The 16031-nt window shown below is 70.6% G+C and carries 21 protein-coding genes; 1 reads left to right on the top strand and 20 read right to left on the bottom strand.

The window, feature by feature from the left end:
* Positions 1–55: 55 nt before the first annotated feature.
* The gene (gene clpB, locus AACH11_RS14915; RefSeq protein ID WP_341375032.1) at positions 56–2647 is read right to left on the bottom strand and encodes an ATP-dependent chaperone ClpB; all 2592 of its coding nucleotides are present in this window, start codon (positions 2645–2647) and stop codon (positions 56–58) included.
* A gap of 296 nt (positions 2648–2943) precedes the next feature.
* Here clpB and AACH11_RS14910 point away from each other — a divergent pair, with 296 nt between their 5' ends.
* Positions 2944–3510, top strand: coding sequence for a hypothetical protein (locus tag AACH11_RS14910; protein ID WP_341375031.1), 567 nt, complete (start codon positions 2944–2946; stop codon positions 3508–3510).
* Positions 3511–3595: 85 nt separating this feature from the next.
* Here the strand turns inward: AACH11_RS14910 and AACH11_RS14905 are convergent, their stop codons facing one another.
* The 19 genes from AACH11_RS14905 to AACH11_RS14815 all read right to left on the bottom strand — a co-directional run bounded on the left by AACH11_RS14905 (position 3596) and on the right by AACH11_RS14815 (position 16028).
* Positions 3596–4108, bottom strand: a complete 513-nt coding sequence (locus tag AACH11_RS14905) for a flavin reductase family protein (RefSeq protein WP_341375030.1) — start codon at positions 4106–4108, stop codon at positions 3596–3598.
* A 142-nt stretch (positions 4109–4250) separates the two neighbouring features.
* Positions 4251–4655, bottom strand: a complete 405-nt coding sequence (gene crcB, locus AACH11_RS14900; protein ID WP_341375029.1) for a fluoride efflux transporter CrcB — start codon at positions 4653–4655, stop codon at positions 4251–4253.
* 6 nt (positions 4656–4661) lie between these two features.
* On the bottom strand, positions 4662–5237 hold the full coding sequence (locus tag AACH11_RS14895; RefSeq protein WP_341375028.1) for a molybdenum cofactor biosynthesis protein MoaE: 576 nt from the start codon (positions 5235–5237) through the stop codon (positions 4662–4664).
* A 44-nt stretch (positions 5238–5281) separates the two neighbouring features.
* Positions 5282–5533 (bottom strand): MoaD/ThiS family protein, encoded by a 252-nt coding sequence (locus AACH11_RS14890; protein ID WP_341375027.1) that lies wholly within the window; start codon positions 5531–5533, stop codon positions 5282–5284.
* Positions 5534–5684: 151 nt separating this feature from the next.
* Positions 5685–7058, bottom strand: a complete 1374-nt coding sequence (locus tag AACH11_RS14885; protein ID WP_341375026.1) for a molybdopterin molybdotransferase MoeA — start codon at positions 7056–7058, stop codon at positions 5685–5687.
* A 31-nt stretch (positions 7059–7089) separates the two neighbouring features.
* On the bottom strand, positions 7090–8517 hold the full coding sequence (thrC, locus tag AACH11_RS14880; RefSeq protein ID WP_341375025.1) for a threonine synthase: 1428 nt from the start codon (positions 8515–8517) through the stop codon (positions 7090–7092).
* A gap of 35 nt (positions 8518–8552) precedes the next feature.
* Positions 8553–9869, bottom strand: coding sequence for a homoserine dehydrogenase (locus AACH11_RS14875; protein WP_341375024.1), 1317 nt, complete (start codon positions 9867–9869; stop codon positions 8553–8555).
* 46 nt (positions 9870–9915) lie between these two features.
* Positions 9916–11148, bottom strand: coding sequence for a pyridoxal phosphate-dependent aminotransferase (locus AACH11_RS14870; RefSeq protein WP_341375023.1), 1233 nt, complete (start codon positions 11146–11148; stop codon positions 9916–9918).
* 107 nt (positions 11149–11255) lie between these two features.
* The gene (locus AACH11_RS14865; RefSeq protein ID WP_341375022.1) at positions 11256–11804 is read right to left on the bottom strand and encodes a recombinase family protein; all 549 of its coding nucleotides are present in this window, start codon (positions 11802–11804) and stop codon (positions 11256–11258) included.
* Between the two features lie 142 nt (positions 11805–11946).
* Positions 11947–12102 carry a hypothetical protein gene (locus AACH11_RS14860; RefSeq protein ID WP_341375021.1) on the bottom strand — a complete coding sequence of 52 codons (156 nt, stop codon included), beginning with the start codon at positions 12100–12102 and terminating at the stop codon, positions 11947–11949.
* Entirely contained in the window at positions 12095–12268 is a 174-nt protein-coding gene (locus AACH11_RS14855; protein WP_341375020.1) for a hypothetical protein, read from the bottom strand. Before AACH11_RS14855 ends, AACH11_RS14860 begins: the two co-directional genes overlap by 8 nt.
* Positions 12269–12375: 107 nt before the next feature.
* Positions 12376–12732 carry a hypothetical protein gene (locus AACH11_RS14850; RefSeq protein WP_341375019.1) on the bottom strand — a complete coding sequence of 119 codons (357 nt, stop codon included), beginning with the start codon at positions 12730–12732 and terminating at the stop codon, positions 12376–12378.
* Positions 12733–12734: 2 nt separating this feature from the next.
* Positions 12735–12926, bottom strand: coding sequence for a hypothetical protein (locus AACH11_RS14845; protein WP_341375018.1), 192 nt, complete (start codon positions 12924–12926; stop codon positions 12735–12737).
* Positions 12923–13507, bottom strand: a complete 585-nt coding sequence (locus tag AACH11_RS14840) for a lysozyme (RefSeq protein ID WP_341375126.1) — start codon at positions 13505–13507, stop codon at positions 12923–12925. Before AACH11_RS14840 ends, AACH11_RS14845 begins: the two co-directional genes overlap by 4 nt.
* Positions 13507–14265 carry a hypothetical protein gene (locus tag AACH11_RS14835; protein ID WP_341375017.1) on the bottom strand — a complete coding sequence of 253 codons (759 nt, stop codon included), beginning with the start codon at positions 14263–14265 and terminating at the stop codon, positions 13507–13509. The genes AACH11_RS14840 and AACH11_RS14835 overlap by 1 nt, the downstream gene beginning before the upstream one ends.
* Position 14266: 1 nt before the next feature.
* Complete coding sequence (locus AACH11_RS14830) at positions 14267–15070, bottom strand: hypothetical protein (protein WP_341375016.1); 804 nt, start codon at positions 15068–15070, stop codon at positions 14267–14269.
* A 3-nt stretch (positions 15071–15073) separates the two neighbouring features.
* On the bottom strand, positions 15074–15418 hold the full coding sequence (locus AACH11_RS14825; protein ID WP_341375015.1) for a hypothetical protein: 345 nt from the start codon (positions 15416–15418) through the stop codon (positions 15074–15076).
* Positions 15418–15780: a hypothetical protein gene (locus tag AACH11_RS14820; protein ID WP_341375014.1), complete on the bottom strand. Its 363-nt coding sequence runs from the start codon at positions 15778–15780 to the stop codon at positions 15418–15420. The genes AACH11_RS14825 and AACH11_RS14820 overlap by 1 nt, the downstream gene beginning before the upstream one ends.
* Positions 15781–15896: 116 nt before the next feature.
* Positions 15897–16028 (bottom strand): hypothetical protein, encoded by a 132-nt coding sequence (locus AACH11_RS14815; protein ID WP_341375013.1) that lies wholly within the window; start codon positions 16026–16028, stop codon positions 15897–15899.
* Between the last annotated feature and the right edge of the window lie 3 nt (positions 16029–16031).

The following is a 16031-nucleotide window of genomic DNA, read 5'->3' as shown; positions in this document are numbered from 1 at the left end:
GGCGTCTGCTGGAAGGGGACGGCCACGCCGCTGGCGTGGCGTCCGGCGGACCGCGTCAGTGGACGGTGCGGCCGAAGCTGAAGGCGCCGTCGACGATGTCGACCGGGATCACGTCCTTGGGGCCGAAGCGGCCCTGCAGGATCAGCTTGGCCACCGGGTTCTCGATGCGGGCCTGGATCGCGCGCTTGAGCGGGCGGGCGCCGAACACCGGATCGAAGCCGACCTTGGCGATCTCGGCCAGCGCGGCCTCCGACACCTCCAGCCGCATGTCCATCGCCGCCAGGCGGGCCTCCAGCCCCTTGAGCTGGATGCGCGCGATCGAGGCGATGTGGGCCTCGCCCAGCGCGTGGAAGACCACGGTCTCGTCGATGCGGTTGAGGAACTCGGGCCGGAAGTGCTGCTTGACCTCGCCCATCACCGCCTCGCGGATCAGCTCGCTGTCCTCGCCGGCCATGGCCATGATCTGGTGCGAGCCCAGGTTGCTGGTCATCACGATGACGGTGTTCTTGAAGTCCACGGTGCGGCCCTGGCCATCGGTCAGGCGGCCGTCGTCGAGCACCTGCAGCAGCACGTTGAACACGTCCGGATGGGCCTTCTCGACCTCGTCGAGCAGCAGCACCGAGTACGGCTTGCGGCGCACCGCTTCCGTCAGGTAGCCGCCCTCGTCATAACCGACATAGCCAGGGGGCGCCCCGATCAGCCGGCTGACCGAGTGCTTCTCCATGAACTCGCTCATGTCGATGCGCACCATGTGGTCTTCCGAGTCGAACAGGAAGCCGGCCAGCGCCTTGCACAGCTCGGTCTTGCCCACGCCCGTGGGGCCCAGGAACAGGAAGCTGCCCAGCGGGCGGTTCGGGTCGGACAGGCCGGCCCGGCTGCGGCGGATGGCGTCCGAGACGGCCACGATGGCCTCGTCCTGGCCGACCACGCGCTGGTGCAGCCGGTCTTCCATCTGCAGCAGCTTGTCGCGCTCGCCCTGCATCAGCTTGGACACCGGAATGCCGGTCGCGCGCGAGACCACCTCGGCGATCTCCTCGGCACCGACCATCGTGCGCAGCAGCTGCGGCCCGGCGCCGCCCGCCTTCTTGCCGGCCTCCTTGTCCTGCGCCTCCTTGAGCTTCTTCTCCAGCTCGGGCAGCTTGCCGTACTGCAGCTCGGCCACGCGGTTGAAGTCGCCCTTGCGCTTGAGCTCCTCGATCTGGAACTTGGTGCGGTCGATCTCCTCCTTGACCTGGGCCGAGCCCTGGGCCTGCGCCTTCTCGGCCTTCCAGATCTCCTCAAGATCGGCGTATTCACGCTCGAGCTTGGCGATCTCCTCCTCGATCAGGCCCATGCGCTTGATCGAGGCCTCGTCGGTCTCCTTCTTGACCGCCTCGCGCTCGATCTTCAGCTGGATCATGCGGCGATCGAGCTTGTCCATCACCTCGGGCTTGGAGTCGATCTCGATCTTGATCTTGGCCGCGGCCTCGTCGATCAGGTCGATCGCCTTGTCGGGCAGGAAGCGGTCGGTGATGTAGCGGTGGGACAGCTCGGCCGCGGCGACGATGGCCGGGTCGGTGATCTCCACGCCGTGGTGCACCTCGTACTTCTCCTGCAGGCCGCGCAGGATGGCGATCGTCGCCTCCACCGTCGGCTCGTCGACCAGCACCTTCTGGAAGCGGCGCTCCAGGGCCGCGTCCTTCTCGACATATTTGCGGTACTCGTCGAGGGTGGTGGCGCCGATGCAATGCAGCTCGCCTCGGGCCAGCGCGGGCTTGAGCATGTTGCCGGCGTCGATCGCGCCCTCGGCCTTGCCGGCGCCGACCATGGTGTGGATCTCGTCGATGAACAGGATGATGCGCCCCTCCTCGGCGGCCACCTCCTTGAGCACGGCCTTCAGCCGCTCCTCGAACTCGCCGCGGTACTTGGCGCCGGCCAGCAGGCCGGCCATGTCCAGCACCAGCACCTGCTTGTCACGCAGGGTGTCGGGCACCTCGCCGGCGACGATGCGCTGGGCCAGGCCCTCGACGATGGCGGTCTTGCCCACGCCCGGCTCGCCGATCAGCACCGGGTTGTTCTTGCTGCGGCGCTGCAGCACCTGGATCGCGCGGCGGATCTCGTCGTCGCGGCCGATCACCGGGTCGAGCTTGCCCAGACGGGCGCGCTCGGTCAGATCGAGCGTGTACTTCTTGAGCGCCTCGCGCTGGCCCTCGGCCTCGGCGGAATCGACCTTCTGGCCGCCACGCACGGCCTCGATCGCGGCCTCCAGCGACTTGCGGGTCAGGCCGTGACCGCGCACCACGCCGCCGATGTCGCTCTTGGCGTCGGCCAGGGCGAGCAGGAACATCTCGCTGGCGATGAAGCTGTCGCCGCGGCGGGTGGCCTCCTTGTCGGCCGCCTGCAGCAGCTGGACCAGATCACGGCCGGCCTGGGTCTGGCCACCGCCCTGCACCTGCGGCAGGCCCTGGATGGCGGTGTCCATCGCGGTCTTGAGCGCGGCCACGTTGGCCCCGGCACGCTCCAGCAAGGCCTTGGGGCCGTCCGTCTGGTCGAGCATGGACGCCAGCAGATGGGCCGGCTCGATGTAGGGGTTGTCACGCCCGACGGCCAGGCTCTGGGCCTCGGCCAGGGCCTGCTGGAACGCGGTGGTGAGCTTGTCGAGACGCATCGGGTGCCTCCGTGGGGATCGTCAACTGAAGCGGCACATGGGGCGGCGGGCCGCGCATTTCAAGCCCGCGGCGCGGGGCGGAACGGCCGACGATGGCGACCGGATGCGGCCGAAAGCGGCCGGATTGCGCTGGCGCAAGCTCGCGTGGATCCGGGCCCGGCGGCCACGGACGGACCCCACCCAGCGGCGGATCGGCCGCCACCGCAGGCCGATCCGGGGCATCCGTCGCACCGGGCCTGCACGCTGGCCGCCGCGGCGGCTGCCGGCGCACCGGAGCCGCTTCCTAGAATCCGGCGATGGACATCCACCAGATGCATCTGCGCTACGACGCGCCGGCCGACCGCATCCTCTGGCAGGTGCGCACCCGCGGCGGCGAGCTGCTGTCGGTGTGGCTGACGCGCCGCCTGCTGTCGATGATCTGGGCGCCCTTCGTCGACCTGGTGGGCCGCGCCCAGCTGGCGCCGACGACGTCGACCCTGGCGGCCGCCGGCACCCCGCCACCGCTGCTGGTGCCCGAGGCCCGGGCGCTGATGGCCGAGGTCGCCCGCACGCGCGAGCTGCCCGGCGCCGATTTCAGCCAGCCCTTCGACCGCTCGATGCCGGCGAGCGAACCGCTGGGCGCCGAGCCGCTGCTGCCGCAGACCGTGGACCTGGGGCCGCGCCCGCAAGGTGGCGGGCTGGCGATCCGCCTGCGCGACGGCGGCGGCCGCGCACTGGCGCTGCAACTGGATCCGGACCTGTCCAGCGCCCTGTTGCGCCTGCTGGAACAGGCGCTGCGGCAGGCCGACTGGGGACTGCCCGTGGCGCCCGCCGCCCCGGTGGCGGCGGCCGACGCGCCGCACGGCGCGGTCTGGCTGAACTGAGCCGGGCCGCGCGCCGCACCAGCGCCCGCCCGCCGGGGCGGACCATGTCGGGCCGCTCAGGACGGCGCGGAACCGTCGGCGGACCTCAGCCGCCCTGCCCCGGCAGCGCCAGCCGCTGGTAGCCGCCGCCCTGGAACAGCAGCGGCTCGCCCGCCCGCTGGCTCAGCCCCAGCACCTCGCCGACGTAGAGCACGTGGTCGCCGATGACCTGGCGCGAGACGGTGCGGCACTCGAACAGCGCCAGCGCGTCGGCCAGCAGCGGCGCGCCGGTGTTCGGTGCGTCGAACCACGCGCCGTCGGCGAACTTGTCCGGCTCGCGCGAGGCGAAGCGCTGCGACAGGCCCTGGTGCGCCAGGCCGAGCACGCTGACGCTGAAGTGCCCGGCGGCGTCGAAGGCCGGCAGCGCGGTGCTCTCGCAGCGCAGCGACCACAGCACCAGCGCCGGCTGCAGCGACAGCGCGGCGAAGGAGTTGACGGTCAGGCCCAGCGGCGCGGCGCCGTCGGGTCGGCAGCAGACCAGGGCCACGCCGGTCGCGTAGCGGCCCAGGGCCTGGCGCAGCGTGGTGGCATCGGGCGCCTGCAGCACGGGTTCGGTCATCGGAGGAAGCGGCGTCACGACGGAAAGCATGGACTAGGGTAAACGATGGAGGCGCCACGGCGCGCTGCGTCCGTCCGCGGCCGGTGGGCATGTCCGCGCAGGGTGCACGCGGGCGTCGTCCTGTGGCAGGGGTGCACGGGCCTCAGGCCCCCAGCCAGGTGCGGGTCAGGTGGAAGGCGACGGCGGTGCAGGCCAGCGCGCCCAGCACGTGGACCAGGGTGTGCAGGACGGCCGCCGCCCAGTCGCCGCGCAGCAGCAGGCCCAGCGATTCGGCCGAGAAGCTGGAGAAGGTGGTCAGCCCGCCCAGCAGCCCGGTGACGATCAGCAGACGCAGCGTCTCGTCCGGCCAGCGGGCGAACACCGCCATCGCCGTGCCGATGCCGGCGCCGCCGATCAGGTTGACCAGCAGCGTGCCGGGCGGCAGCGCCGGCCACAGCGCGTTCAGCGCGGTCGAGCACACCCAGCGCAGCAGGGCACCGCCGGCCGCGCCGGCCGCGACGGCCAGTGCGTGCAGCGGCGTGAGGGAGGCGGTCCAGTCGGGCGACATCGCGGCTCAGGCGGTCGGCGGCGTGATCGGGGCTGCGCTCGGGGCCGGGAGCGGCGACGTGGCGTCCGACGCGCACGCGCCTGCGTTGCCCGACCGGATCCCCCAGCGCGCCAGCGCCGCGTCGTCGCTGACGCGGGCGTCGATCCACTGCGCCGAGCCGTCGGCCGCCGTCTCCTTCTTCCAGAACGGCGCCTCGGTCTTGAGCCAGTCCATCAGGAACTCGCAGGCGCGGAAGCTCTCGCCGCGGTGGGCCGAGCTGACGACGACCAGCACGATCTGGTCACCGGGCAGCAGATCGCCGACGCGGTGGATGACGCGGGCGGCGCGGATGTCGAAGCGGCGCAGGGCCTCGTCGATCATGGCCTCGATCGCGCGCTCGGTCATGCCCGGATAGTGTTCGAGCGCCATCGCCTGCACCGCGCCCGGATCGCCCGGCGCGTGGCGGTCGCGCACGGTGCCGACGAAGCTGCAGACCGCACCGACGGCCGGATCACCGGCCCGCAGCGCGGCGACCTCGGCCCCGAGGTCGAAGTCGGCCTGCTGGATGCGCACGCGGGCGACGGGGTCGGCGGTCTGGGTCATGGTCGGCGGCTCGATGCGGCGTGGCGAGGGCGGGCGGCGCGCGTTCAGCCGCCGGTCACCGGCGGGAAGAAGGCCACCTCGGCGCCGTCGCGCACCACGGCCGATTCGTCGGCCATCACCTGGTCGAGCGCGCAGCGCAGCACGCGGCCGCGGGCCAGTACCTGCGCATGAACGCCGCCACGCGCGATCAGCGCGTCACGCAGCGCGCCCAGGGTCAGGCCCTCGTGATGGGCGACGGCTTCGCCCGGGCCCAGGGCCTCGCGCAGGGAAGCGAAGTAGCGGATCTGCAGGCTCATCGGCGCGGGCTCGGGCGGGTGGAGGAGGAGGCGCAGGCGCGCGGGAAACCGCAGGCACGCGGCGGCCGATGCCGTGGCGCACCCGCTGCGCCGGGCGCCGCATGGCGGACCTTCGGCCGCGGGCCGGGCGGCGGATGGGCCACCTGACGCATCAACAGGCGATCAGCGCCGCCAGCGGCAGCACCTGCACGATGTCGCCACGGCGCACCGGCTGCAGCGCCGGCAGATCGACCAGCACGTCGGCCCAGGCGGCCGAGGTCAGCACGCCGGAGCTCTGGTTCGGGTAGAGGCTGACCGTGCCGTCGGCCTCGATGCGCCCGCGCAGGAACTCGCGCCGGCGATCGGGCTTCGGCCAGTCGAAACCGGCGCGCACGCCCAGCGCCGCCGGGCCTTCGGCCGCTGCGCCCTGCAGCAGACGCAGCACCGGCGCGACCGCCATCAGGAAGGTGACGAAGCTGGAGACCGGATTGCCCGGCAGGCCCATGAACAGCGCCTCGGACAGGGGATCACCGTGATCGGCGGGCCCTGCGGCCGGCCCGGCAGCGGCGGCCTCGGCCGCACCCCGCCGCACCGCGCCGAAGACCATGGGCTTGCCCGGCTTCATCGCCACCTGCCAGTGGTGCAGCCAGCCCTCGGCGGCGACGGCGGGCTGGATGTGGTCCTCCTCGCCGAAGGAGACGCCGCCCGAGCTCAGGATCAGGTCGTGGTCGCGCGCCGCCTCGCGCAGCACGGCGCGGGTGGCCTCCAGGCGGTCGGGCACGATGCCCAGGTCGGTGACCTCGCAGCCGGCGGCCAGGGCCAGCGCCTGCAGCGTGCTGCGGTTGCTGTTGTAGATCGCGCCGGGGCGCAGCGGCTGGCCCGGCATCACCAGCTCGTCGCCGGTCGACAGCAGCGCCACCCGCGGACGACGCACCACGCACAGCTCGGCCGCGCCGGCGGTGGCGGCCAGGCCGAGGGCCTGCGGCGTCAGCCGGCGGCCGACGCCCAGCACCTCGGCGCCGTGGCGCAGGTCCTCGGCCTGGCGGCGCACCCACTGGCCGGCGGGCACCGGCCGGCTCAGCCGCACCTGGCCGAAGGCCGCGTCGGCGGCCCCCTCCGTGCCGGCCGCTGCGGCCACGGTCTGCACGTCCTCCTGCATCACCACGGCGTCGGCGCCGGCCGGCAGGAAGGCGCCGGTGAAGATGCGCGCGGCCGTGCCCGGGCGCAGCGGCTGGCCCGGATGGCCGGCGGCGATGCGCTGGCTGACCGGCAGACACAGCGGCTGCGCCTCGGTGGCGGCGGCCACGTCGGCGCTGCGCACCGCGTAGCCGTCCATCGCGGCGTTGTCGGCCGGCGGCACGTCCAGCGGCGAGACCAGTGCGCGGGCCAGCACCCGGCCCAGCGCCTGGGCGGTCGGCAGCACCTCGGTGTCGCGGATGCGGCGGGCGCTCGCCGCCGGCGCCATCTGCGCCATCACCTCGGCCAGGCTCTGCAGCGGACGGGCCGCGGGCCGGGGCGAGGACGGATCGGGGCTGCGCTCGGCCATCGGCGGGTCCTGGGTCGTACGCGCGGTGGGATCAGCCGTGCTGGCGGATGTAGTCCTGCACGCGGGCGGCGTCCACCGGCATCACGGTGAAGCGCTTGGGCAGGGCCTCGATGCCGTCGAGCGCGGCCGGGCGCAGCGGATCGCGGCCCAGGGCTTCCTGGATGGTGGCGGCGAACTTGGCCGGCAGCGCCGTCTCCAGCACCAGCATCGGCGTGCCGGACTGCAGATGCTCACGCGCCACCTTCAGGCCGTCGGCCGTGTGGGTGTCGACCATGTCCTGGTGCGCCTCCCAGGTGGCCTTGATCGTGGCCAGACGGTCGGCATGGCTGCTGCGGCCGGAGACGAAGCCGTAGGACGCGATGCGGGCCGTCTCCTCGGCCGTCAGCGTGAAGCCGCCGTCCTTCGTCAGGGCCGGGCCGAACAGCGCGGCGGTGCGGGCACCGTCACGGCCCAGCAGGTCGAACACGAAGCGCTCGAAGTTGCTGGCCTTGCTGATGTCCATCGAGGGGCTGGAGGTCTCGAAGGTCTCGGCGCTGCCGCGCACCCGGTAGGTGCCGGTGCGGAAGAACTCGTCGAGCACGTCGTTCTCGTTGGTGGCCACCACCAGCTGCGCGATCGGCAGACCCATCATGCGCGCGACATGGCCGGCGCAGACATTGCCGAAGTTGCCCGAGGGCACGGTGAACGAGACCTGCTGGCTGTCCGCGGTCGTGACCTGGAAATAACCGGCGAAGTAGTACACCACCTGGGCCAGCAGACGGGCCCAGTTGATCGAGTTGACGGTGCCGATCCTGTACTGGCGCTTGAAGGCCAGATCGTTGGACACCGCCTTGACGATGTCCTGGCAGTCGTCGAACACGCCCTCGACCGACAGGTTGTGGATGTTGGCGTCCTGCAGGCTGAACATCTGCGCCTGCTGGAACGGGCTCATGCGGCCGTAGGGCGACAGCATGAACACGTTGACGCCGCGCTTGCCGCGCAGCGCGTACTCGGCGGCCGAACCGGTGTCGCCGCTGGTGGCGCCCAGGATGTTCAGCGTCTGGCCGCGGCGACCCAGTTCGTACTCGAACAGGTTGCCCAGCAGCTGCATGGCCATGTCCTTGAAGGCCAGCGTCGGGCCGTTGGACAGGGCCTCGATGTGCAGATCGCCATCGAGGCGGCGCACCGGCACGATGGCGTCGCTGCCATAGACGGCGGCGGTGTAGGTCTTGTCGACCAGGGCCTTCAGGTCGGCCGCCGGAATGTCGTCGATGTAGAGCGACAGGATCTCGAAGGCCAGGTCGGCATAGCCGCCGGCACGGCCGCCGCCGTAGACGCCACGCCAGCGCGCCAGCGTCGCCGCATCGACCTTCGGATAGTGCGTGGGCAGGTACAGGCCGCCATCGGGCGCCAGGCCCTCCAGCAGGATCTCGGCGAAGCCGCGTTGGGTGGTGTCGCCTCGGGTGCTGATGTATTTCATGGTCGTGCGGCCGCCTCGGCGGCGGGCCTCCGGGATCAGTTCAGTTCTTCCTTGCGCAGGCTGACGATGGGCGTCAGCACCGTCGGCAGCGCCTGCATCTGCACCAGCGCCTGGCGCATGCGGCCCTCGACGGTGTCGTGCGTCAGGATGATCAGGTCGGTCTGCTTCTCGCCATCGGCGCTCTCGCGCTGCAGCACGGCATCGATCGAGATGTCGTGCTCGGCCAGGATGGCGGTGATGCGGGCCAGCACGCCGGTCTGGTCGGCCACGCGCAGGCGCAGGTAGAAGGCGGTGACGACCTGGTCGATCGGCAGGATCGGCGTGTCGGACAGCGCGTCGGGCTGGAAGGCCAGATGCGGCACGCGGTGGTCCGGATCGGCGGTGGCCAGACGGACGATGTCGACCAGATCGGCCACCACGGCCGAGGCGGTCGGCTCGCTGCCGGCGCCCTTGCCGTAGTACAGCGTGGTGCCCACGGCGTCGCCGTTGACGACGACGGCGTTCATCGCGCCCTCGACGTTGGCGATCAGGCGCTTGGCCGGCACCAGCGTCGGATGCACACGCAGCTCGATGCCGCCGACGTCGTCGCGGCGCTTGCTGATGCCCAGCAGCTTGATGCGGTAGCCCAGCTGCTCGGCGTAGCGGATGTCGGCCGCCTGCAGCTGGGTGATGCCCTCGACATGGGCCTTGTCGAACTGCACCGGCACACCGAAGGCGATCGCCGACAGGATGGTGGCCTTGTGCGCGGCGTCCACGCCCTCGATGTCGAAGGTGGGGTCGGCTTCCGCGTAACCCAGGCGTTGGGCCTCGGCCAGCACGGTGGCGAAGTCCAGGCCCTTGTCGCGCATCTCCGACAGGATGAAGTTGGTGGTGCCGTTGATGATGCCGGCCAGCCAGGCGATGCGGTTGGCGGTCAGGCCCTCGCGCACCGTCTTGATGATGGGGATGCCACCGGCCACCGCGGCCTCGAAGGCCACCATCACGCCCTGGGCCGAGGCCGCGGCGAAGATCTCGGTGCCGTGCACCGCCAGCAGCGCCTTGTTGGCCGTCACCACATGCTTGCCGTTGGCGATCGCCGCCAGCACCAGCTCGCGGGCCAGCGTGGTGCCGCCGATCAGCTCGACCACGATGTCGATGGACGGGTCGTTGACGATGGCCATCGGGTCGGCCACCACCGGCACCTGGTCGCCGACGATGGCGCGCGCCTGCTCCAGGTTGCGGCGGTTGACGGCGGCCAGCGCGATGCCGCGGCCAGCGCGGCGGCGGATCTCCGCCTGGTTGCGGGTGAGCACCTGGAAGACGCCGGAGCCGACGGTACCCAGGCCGATCAGGCCCACGTTCAGGGGTTTCATGGAATCGTTCACCAGTGTGGTTCGGTCAGAGGGTGGGCGCGCCGGATCAGGCGCCGTGGCGCTTGCGGTAGCCGCCGAGGAAGCGTTCGATGCGGCCGACGGCTTCGGTCAGGTCGTCGGAGTTGGGCAGGAAGACGAGGCGGAAGTGGTCCGGGTAGGGCCAGTTGAAACCGGTCCCCTGGACGATCAGCACCTTCTCCTCGGCCAGCAGCTCATAGGCGAACTGCTGGTCATTGGCGATCGGGTACATCTTCGGGTCCAGCCGCGGGAACATGTAGAGCGCGCCCTTGGGCTTGACCACGCTGACGCCCGGAATCTGGCTCAGCAGGTCGTAGGCCAGGTCGCGCTGACGCGCCAGACGGCCGCCGGGCGCCACCAGATCCTTGATGCTCTGGTAGCCGCCGAGCGCGGTCTGGATCGCCAGCTGGCCCGGCGTGTTCGCGCACAGCCGCATGCTGGCCAGCATGTTCAGGCCCACGATGTAGTCCTGCGCGTGGCGCTTGTCGCCCGAGACCACCATCCAGCCGGCACGGTAGCCGCACGAGCGGTAGTTCTTGCTCAGGCCGTTGAAGGTCAGGCACAGCACGTCCTCGGCCAGCGAGGCGATGCTCACGTGCTGCTCGCCGTCGTACAGCGTCTTGTCGTAGATCTCGTCGGCGAAGATGATCAGCTGGTGCTGGCGCGCGATCTCGACAATCTCGCGCAGCAGCGACTCTGGATAGAGCGCACCCGTCGGGTTGTTCGGGTTGATGATCACGATGCCCTTGGTGGCGGGCGTGATCTTGCGGCGGATGTCGGCCAGATCCGGGAACCAGTCGCTGCCCTCGTCGCACAGGTAGTGCACCGGCGTGCCACCGGACAGCGCGACGCTGGCGGTGTAGAGCGGGTAGTCGGGCGCCGGGATCAGGATCTCGTCGCCGCTGTTGAGCAGCGCGTTCATGCTCATCGTGATGAGCTCGGAGGCGCCGTTGCCGAGGTAGACATCATCGACGGTGACGCCGGCGATGCGCTTTTCCTGGCAATAGTGGACGACCGACTTGCGCGGCGCGAACAGGCCCTTGCTGTCGGTGTAGCCGGCCGCCGTCTGCGACGGCAGGTTGCGGATCATGTCCTGCACAATCTCGTCAGGCGGCTCGAGGCCGAACGCGGCGATGTTGCCGATGTTCAGCTTGATGATCTTGTGGCCCTCGTCCTCCATCTGGCGGGCCTTGTCGAGCACCGGGCCACGGATGTCGTAGCAGACGTTGGACAGCTTGGCGGACTTGACAATCGGCTTCACGGCTCGTGGGCTCCGGCTCGCAACGGGGGCATACACCGGCCGGCACCGGGAAACTGGGGCACGACCGCAAACCTATGGATTTTGCCAGCATCGCAGGGCCTGATCTTTCAGGCCTTGGCGATGGCGCGCCGGACCGTGTCCGGATGGATCCCGAACCGCCGAGCAATGGCGCTCAGCGTGGCCCCCTGACGGGCCAGATCGGCGCATTCCGCGCGCTGCGCGGACGTGAGAATCGGCGGCCGCCCGAACCGCACACCAGCGCGTCGCGCTTCGGCCATCCCGGCCGCGCAGCGCTCCCTGATGATGGCCCGCTCGAATTCGGCAAATGCGCCCAGCATCTGCACCATCATGCGACCGGCCGGCGTGGCGGTCTCCAGCGGCTCGGTGAGGCTCCGGAACGTGGCACCGGCCGACGTGACGGCCTGCAGCACGCGCAGCAGATCGGCCAGGCTGCGGGCCAGCCGATCCACCTTGTAGACGATCAGGACATCCCCGGGCTGTAGACGCGTCAGCAGCGCTTCGAGCGCCGGGCGCGCTTCGGCCCCGCTGCGGGTCTCGCTGACCACATCGCGCACGCCGGCAGCGCGGAGAGCGCTCGACTGCACCCGCGTGTCCTGATCCTGCGTCGAAACCCGGGCGTACCCCACCAGCGCCATACATTGAATCCCCCCTACAAAGCATAACGGCCAGCGTGATCGGCTGGCCCTGCGGGCATCCTATGTGTGACGGCCTGGCGGGCCCGCTGCCGCTCCCCGACATGCGCGCCCCTAGCACACGGGCATTGCCGGTTTGTGAAGGTCAGCGGGGCCAGGGCTGCGCCCGCTCCAACTTCCGGATCCGGTCGGTGTGCGTGGCCTGAATGGCGGTCAGCGTGGACAGCTCGTCGCGGATCAGCAGCAGCAGCCCGACGGCGGGCACCAGCAGCAGATTCAGCCAGGTCATCGGGTCATGCATGGCGGGCCCCTTGGCGCTCGGGCAGCACCAGGCCGAGGACAGCGGCGACGCACACGCCGATGGCCTGCGGGTCGCGGGTGGCGGCGGCGTCGGCGCCGGCCGCGATGATGGCGGCCAGCGCGGCCCAGCTGGAGGGCTCGCGCAGGCGAGACAGAACGTAGCGCATCAGGTCCCCTTCTTCAGGATCTGCCGGACGGTATCCGGCAGGCGCGGCGGGACGCCCTTCCGGGCGCTGTTCATCAGTAGGCGGTGCTTGAGCATGGCGGGATGGTGTCAGGGCTTGGCGGTCTGTCCATAGGGCCCGGCGTCTGGGGCCTGGCCGGTGACGGCGTAGCGGAGGAACGTGGCGGCCGGGCAGGCGAAGGACGCATCCCAGGTGCGGCCCTCGCGCATGGCGCGCTCGCACTCGGTCTCATCGGTGCGCGGGATGCCCAGGGCTTCGCCGGTGCGGTTGACGGATTCGGCGGCCAGGTCCACGGCCTTGCCGCCGACCGCTGCAGCGGCATCAGCCGCCGCATCCACCACATCCACAGCCACACCGGCCACCCCTTTTTTTGCGACGTACACCGCCAGGCCGAGCACGACCAGGCCGGCGGCCCCGTACAGCAGAAATGCCGGTTTCAGTTCCATGGTCAGATGTAGAAGCCCGGGTCCAAGTTCTTCCACAGCTTGTCGCGGAACGCCGGGGCGGCGGCGTCCATGCGCTGCTGGGCGGCCCGGTTGGCCGCGCTGGTCGGGATGGTCTGGGCCTTGGGCTTCAGCACCAGCACCAGGGCCGCCAGGCCGGCGGCGCCGTACAGCAGGTGTTCAGGCTTGAAGGTCATGCGAGGGTCTCCGATCCGCTGCGGTACATCGCCAGCTCGGCCGCGCGGCGCCGGCGCAGGCCGCGTTCCAGGTTGGTGCCGGCGCGCACGTAGCGCAGCGCGGCGGCCTCAGGGTCGCGGCCGGCGTTCACCTCTGCGGCGATGGTGCGGAACGACCTCGGGGAAAGGTTGAAGGCCAGGGACACCAGGGCGTCGAACTGGGCTTGCGTCACCAGCGTGGTGACGTAGGCGCGGACCCAGCGTTCCCCCTTGTCGGCCACGTCTTCCGCGAACCACTGATCGGCCGTCGCCAGGTCGATGCGGGCCGGCGGCGGCGGGCCGCTGTCGGGGAAGTAGCGGCCGCGGCCGAGGGTCCAGCCGCCGTCGCCCAGGCGGTACGGGGTCAGGCGCAGGCCCTCGAAACCGGCAATCAGCTCCAGGCCCTCGGGGCTCGTGGTCAGATCGTCGACGGGGGACGGGAAAAGCGCGCGCAGCGCGGCTTCAGCTCGGTCGATCATCGTTGCCTCATCTGCAGTTTCACGACGGATCCAGGCCAGGGCCACCAGCGCGGACAGCGCGGCCAGCACGTAGCCCGGACGCATCACCACGGGAAAATCTCGCCGTCGAAGATGGCGGACAGCACGACACCAGTAACGGTCGCCGACAGCGTCAGCGCTGAGTTGGGGCCCACGACGATCGGCCCGCCACCCAGGGGCACGGAGGCCGACTGGTTCGCCGGCACAATAACGTTCATCATGAGGACGGACGATCCGCCCCGCGGCGTCTCCGAATCTGCCGACGTCTCTCTGACGGTCATGATGGTCGTGTGGGGCTGCTCGGGAGGGTTCGTGATGCGCTTGCTGGTGACGCCGGCCGCCTGCCCGGTGAGCTTTTCCGTGTGCTGGTGCACCGAGACCCACATGCCGGTGGCCTGAGGGTTGATCGTGATCGAGTTGATGGCAACGCCCAGGTTCTGCGAGTCGTTGCGCAGCTGCACCTGAGCGAATTTCCCAGCGATCGGGGCGATGCTGGCGGAGTTCACGAAATGCCGGCTCTGCATCACCATCATCCGGGTCGTGTCGATGACGGAAACGGATCCCGTCACCCGGTTGGTATTGATCCGACCGGCGCCGATGCGGACGGTGACCACGGCGTCCGACGTTGCGGGCGTGATCTGCCAGCACTTCGCCGAAACCGGCAATTCGACACCATCGCCAGGCAGGAAAATGCCCAGGTCCTGACCGTCGGCACGCACGTTGACGGACTCGTCACGGCCGGCAGCTGATACGGACTCGATGCGCACATTGTTGGCCCGTGCATCGATCTGGCGGCCGCCCTTGAAGGTGTAGCTCTGGAGCATGTCAGCGCCTCATGAATGCGAAAGCGGCGGCCAGGCCGACGACGGCCAGGCCCGCCAGGATGACGGTGCGGTTTCCGGTGCTGGAGTCGGCCGCCGTGCTGTAGGCGGCCGCGGACGTGCTGGCCGCGGCCGCCGCTTGCTCGTTCGCCTGGTCGACCAGGCGCGACGACACGTCCAGCAGCTGTCCGAAGCTCTCGCGCTGCATGCCGATGGCATCCGCGCTGCTCTTCGCCACCTGCGCCAGGCTGGATTGCGCCAGGCCGAAGGACCGATCCAACGCCGCGGCGTTGTAGCCGGCGGCGTCGGTCTGCGCCTGCACTGCCAGGCCGACGGCCTGTCGGTTCGCATCCTGGCCGGCGGCCAGGCCGGCGAGCGTGATCGCGCGGGCCGTCTCGGATTGCGCCGCAGCGCTGGCACCCATGGCCGCAATGGCGCCGCCGTCCAGCGCCTGCACGTTGTTCACCGTGCTGCTGCTGTTGTTGCTGGTGCTGCTGTCGGACCAGCTGGTGCTGCTGCTGCGGACGCTCGCGTCCGTCAGGCTGTTGTCGGTCCGGCTGCTGGTGCTGCTGCTGCGGACGCTCGCGTCCGTCAGGCTGTTGTCGGCCCAGCTGCTGCTGTTGGTGGTGCTGCTGTCCGAGTAGTTCGTGCTGTTGTCGGATCCGTCCATCATGCTGACGGACTGGTCCCACTGGTTGCGTGAGCCGACGATGCCGCCGCCGGCATCGTTCACGGTGCTGGTGCGGTTGTCGTTGTAGTTGTTCGTCGACGCGGTGTTCGTCGTCGTTTTTTTGGAGAAGATGCCCACGGTTCAGCCCCTCAGGATGAGAAACAGGACCAGCCCGAAAGCGGCAGGCATAACCATGCCGCTGTCGAGTCCCAAACCGGCAAACTGCTGCGCCTGGCCGGTGGCCCCGCTCGTCTCGGTCGTGGTGCGCTCGGCCTTGCTCGTGCTGCCGCCGGTGCTGATCGTCCAGCCGCTGCCGTCCATGCTGGACCGCAGGTCGAACTGGCCGGACCCCGATTCGTTGGGGCCCGCCAGCGCTGCGGACCCCAGCTGCACGGCAGCGCTTGCGGCCGCTGCATAGGGATTGGCGGCCGCCGCCGGACCGCCCATGAGCTGCGCTGCGAGCGCGGCGTTTTGCGCCGCAGCCATCAGCCGGCCCGCTTCTTCGTCGCCAGCCAGACGACGGCGCCGACGATGAGATACGGCATCATGGCCTTGAAGTTGTAGCCGACCGTGACCGATCCGGCGCCGACCTGGCCGCCGGTCGCGGTCACGTTGATGGGGCGCTGATCGCCCCGCATCGTCGACGTGCCGCCGGTCGCCAGCGCGCGGGCGTTCAGGTCGATGTCGATGCGTCGGGACAGGTAGCCGCTCAGCAGGGAGGAACCCTGCTCGAACGCGCTCCCGACGTACTTTGAGCCGGTCGCCGTGATCGCCTGCAGCAGGCCGCCCGAATCCTCCTCGGGCTGGCTCATGGCGTTGATCCTGGCGACGATTTCGTCTTCGTCCATGTTGACCTGGTCGTGTGAGTGGAAAGGGTGCCGGGTCTATGACGCCGACCCGGCAAGGCTTGCGGCGGCCCCCTGATTGACAGGGCGGGGGCCTGCCCGCGATCACACGAAATGGGTCACAGGTTGCGCGGCAGGTCCAGGCACTCGACGATGGCGCGCACGGTGTCCGTGGTGCCCAGCGTCAGGTTGAACTCCAGCGCGCGGGCGTCGATCGTCGACAGCGCGGAGCTGTGCACGTTGTCGTGCACGAA

The organism is Pseudaquabacterium rugosum (assembly GCF_038066575.1).
Lineage (GTDB): Bacteria > Pseudomonadota > Gammaproteobacteria > Burkholderiales > Burkholderiaceae_C > Pseudaquabacterium > Pseudaquabacterium rugosum.
Note: the sequence above shows the minus strand (reverse complement) of the source record. Positions and strands in the feature narration are given on the sequence as shown.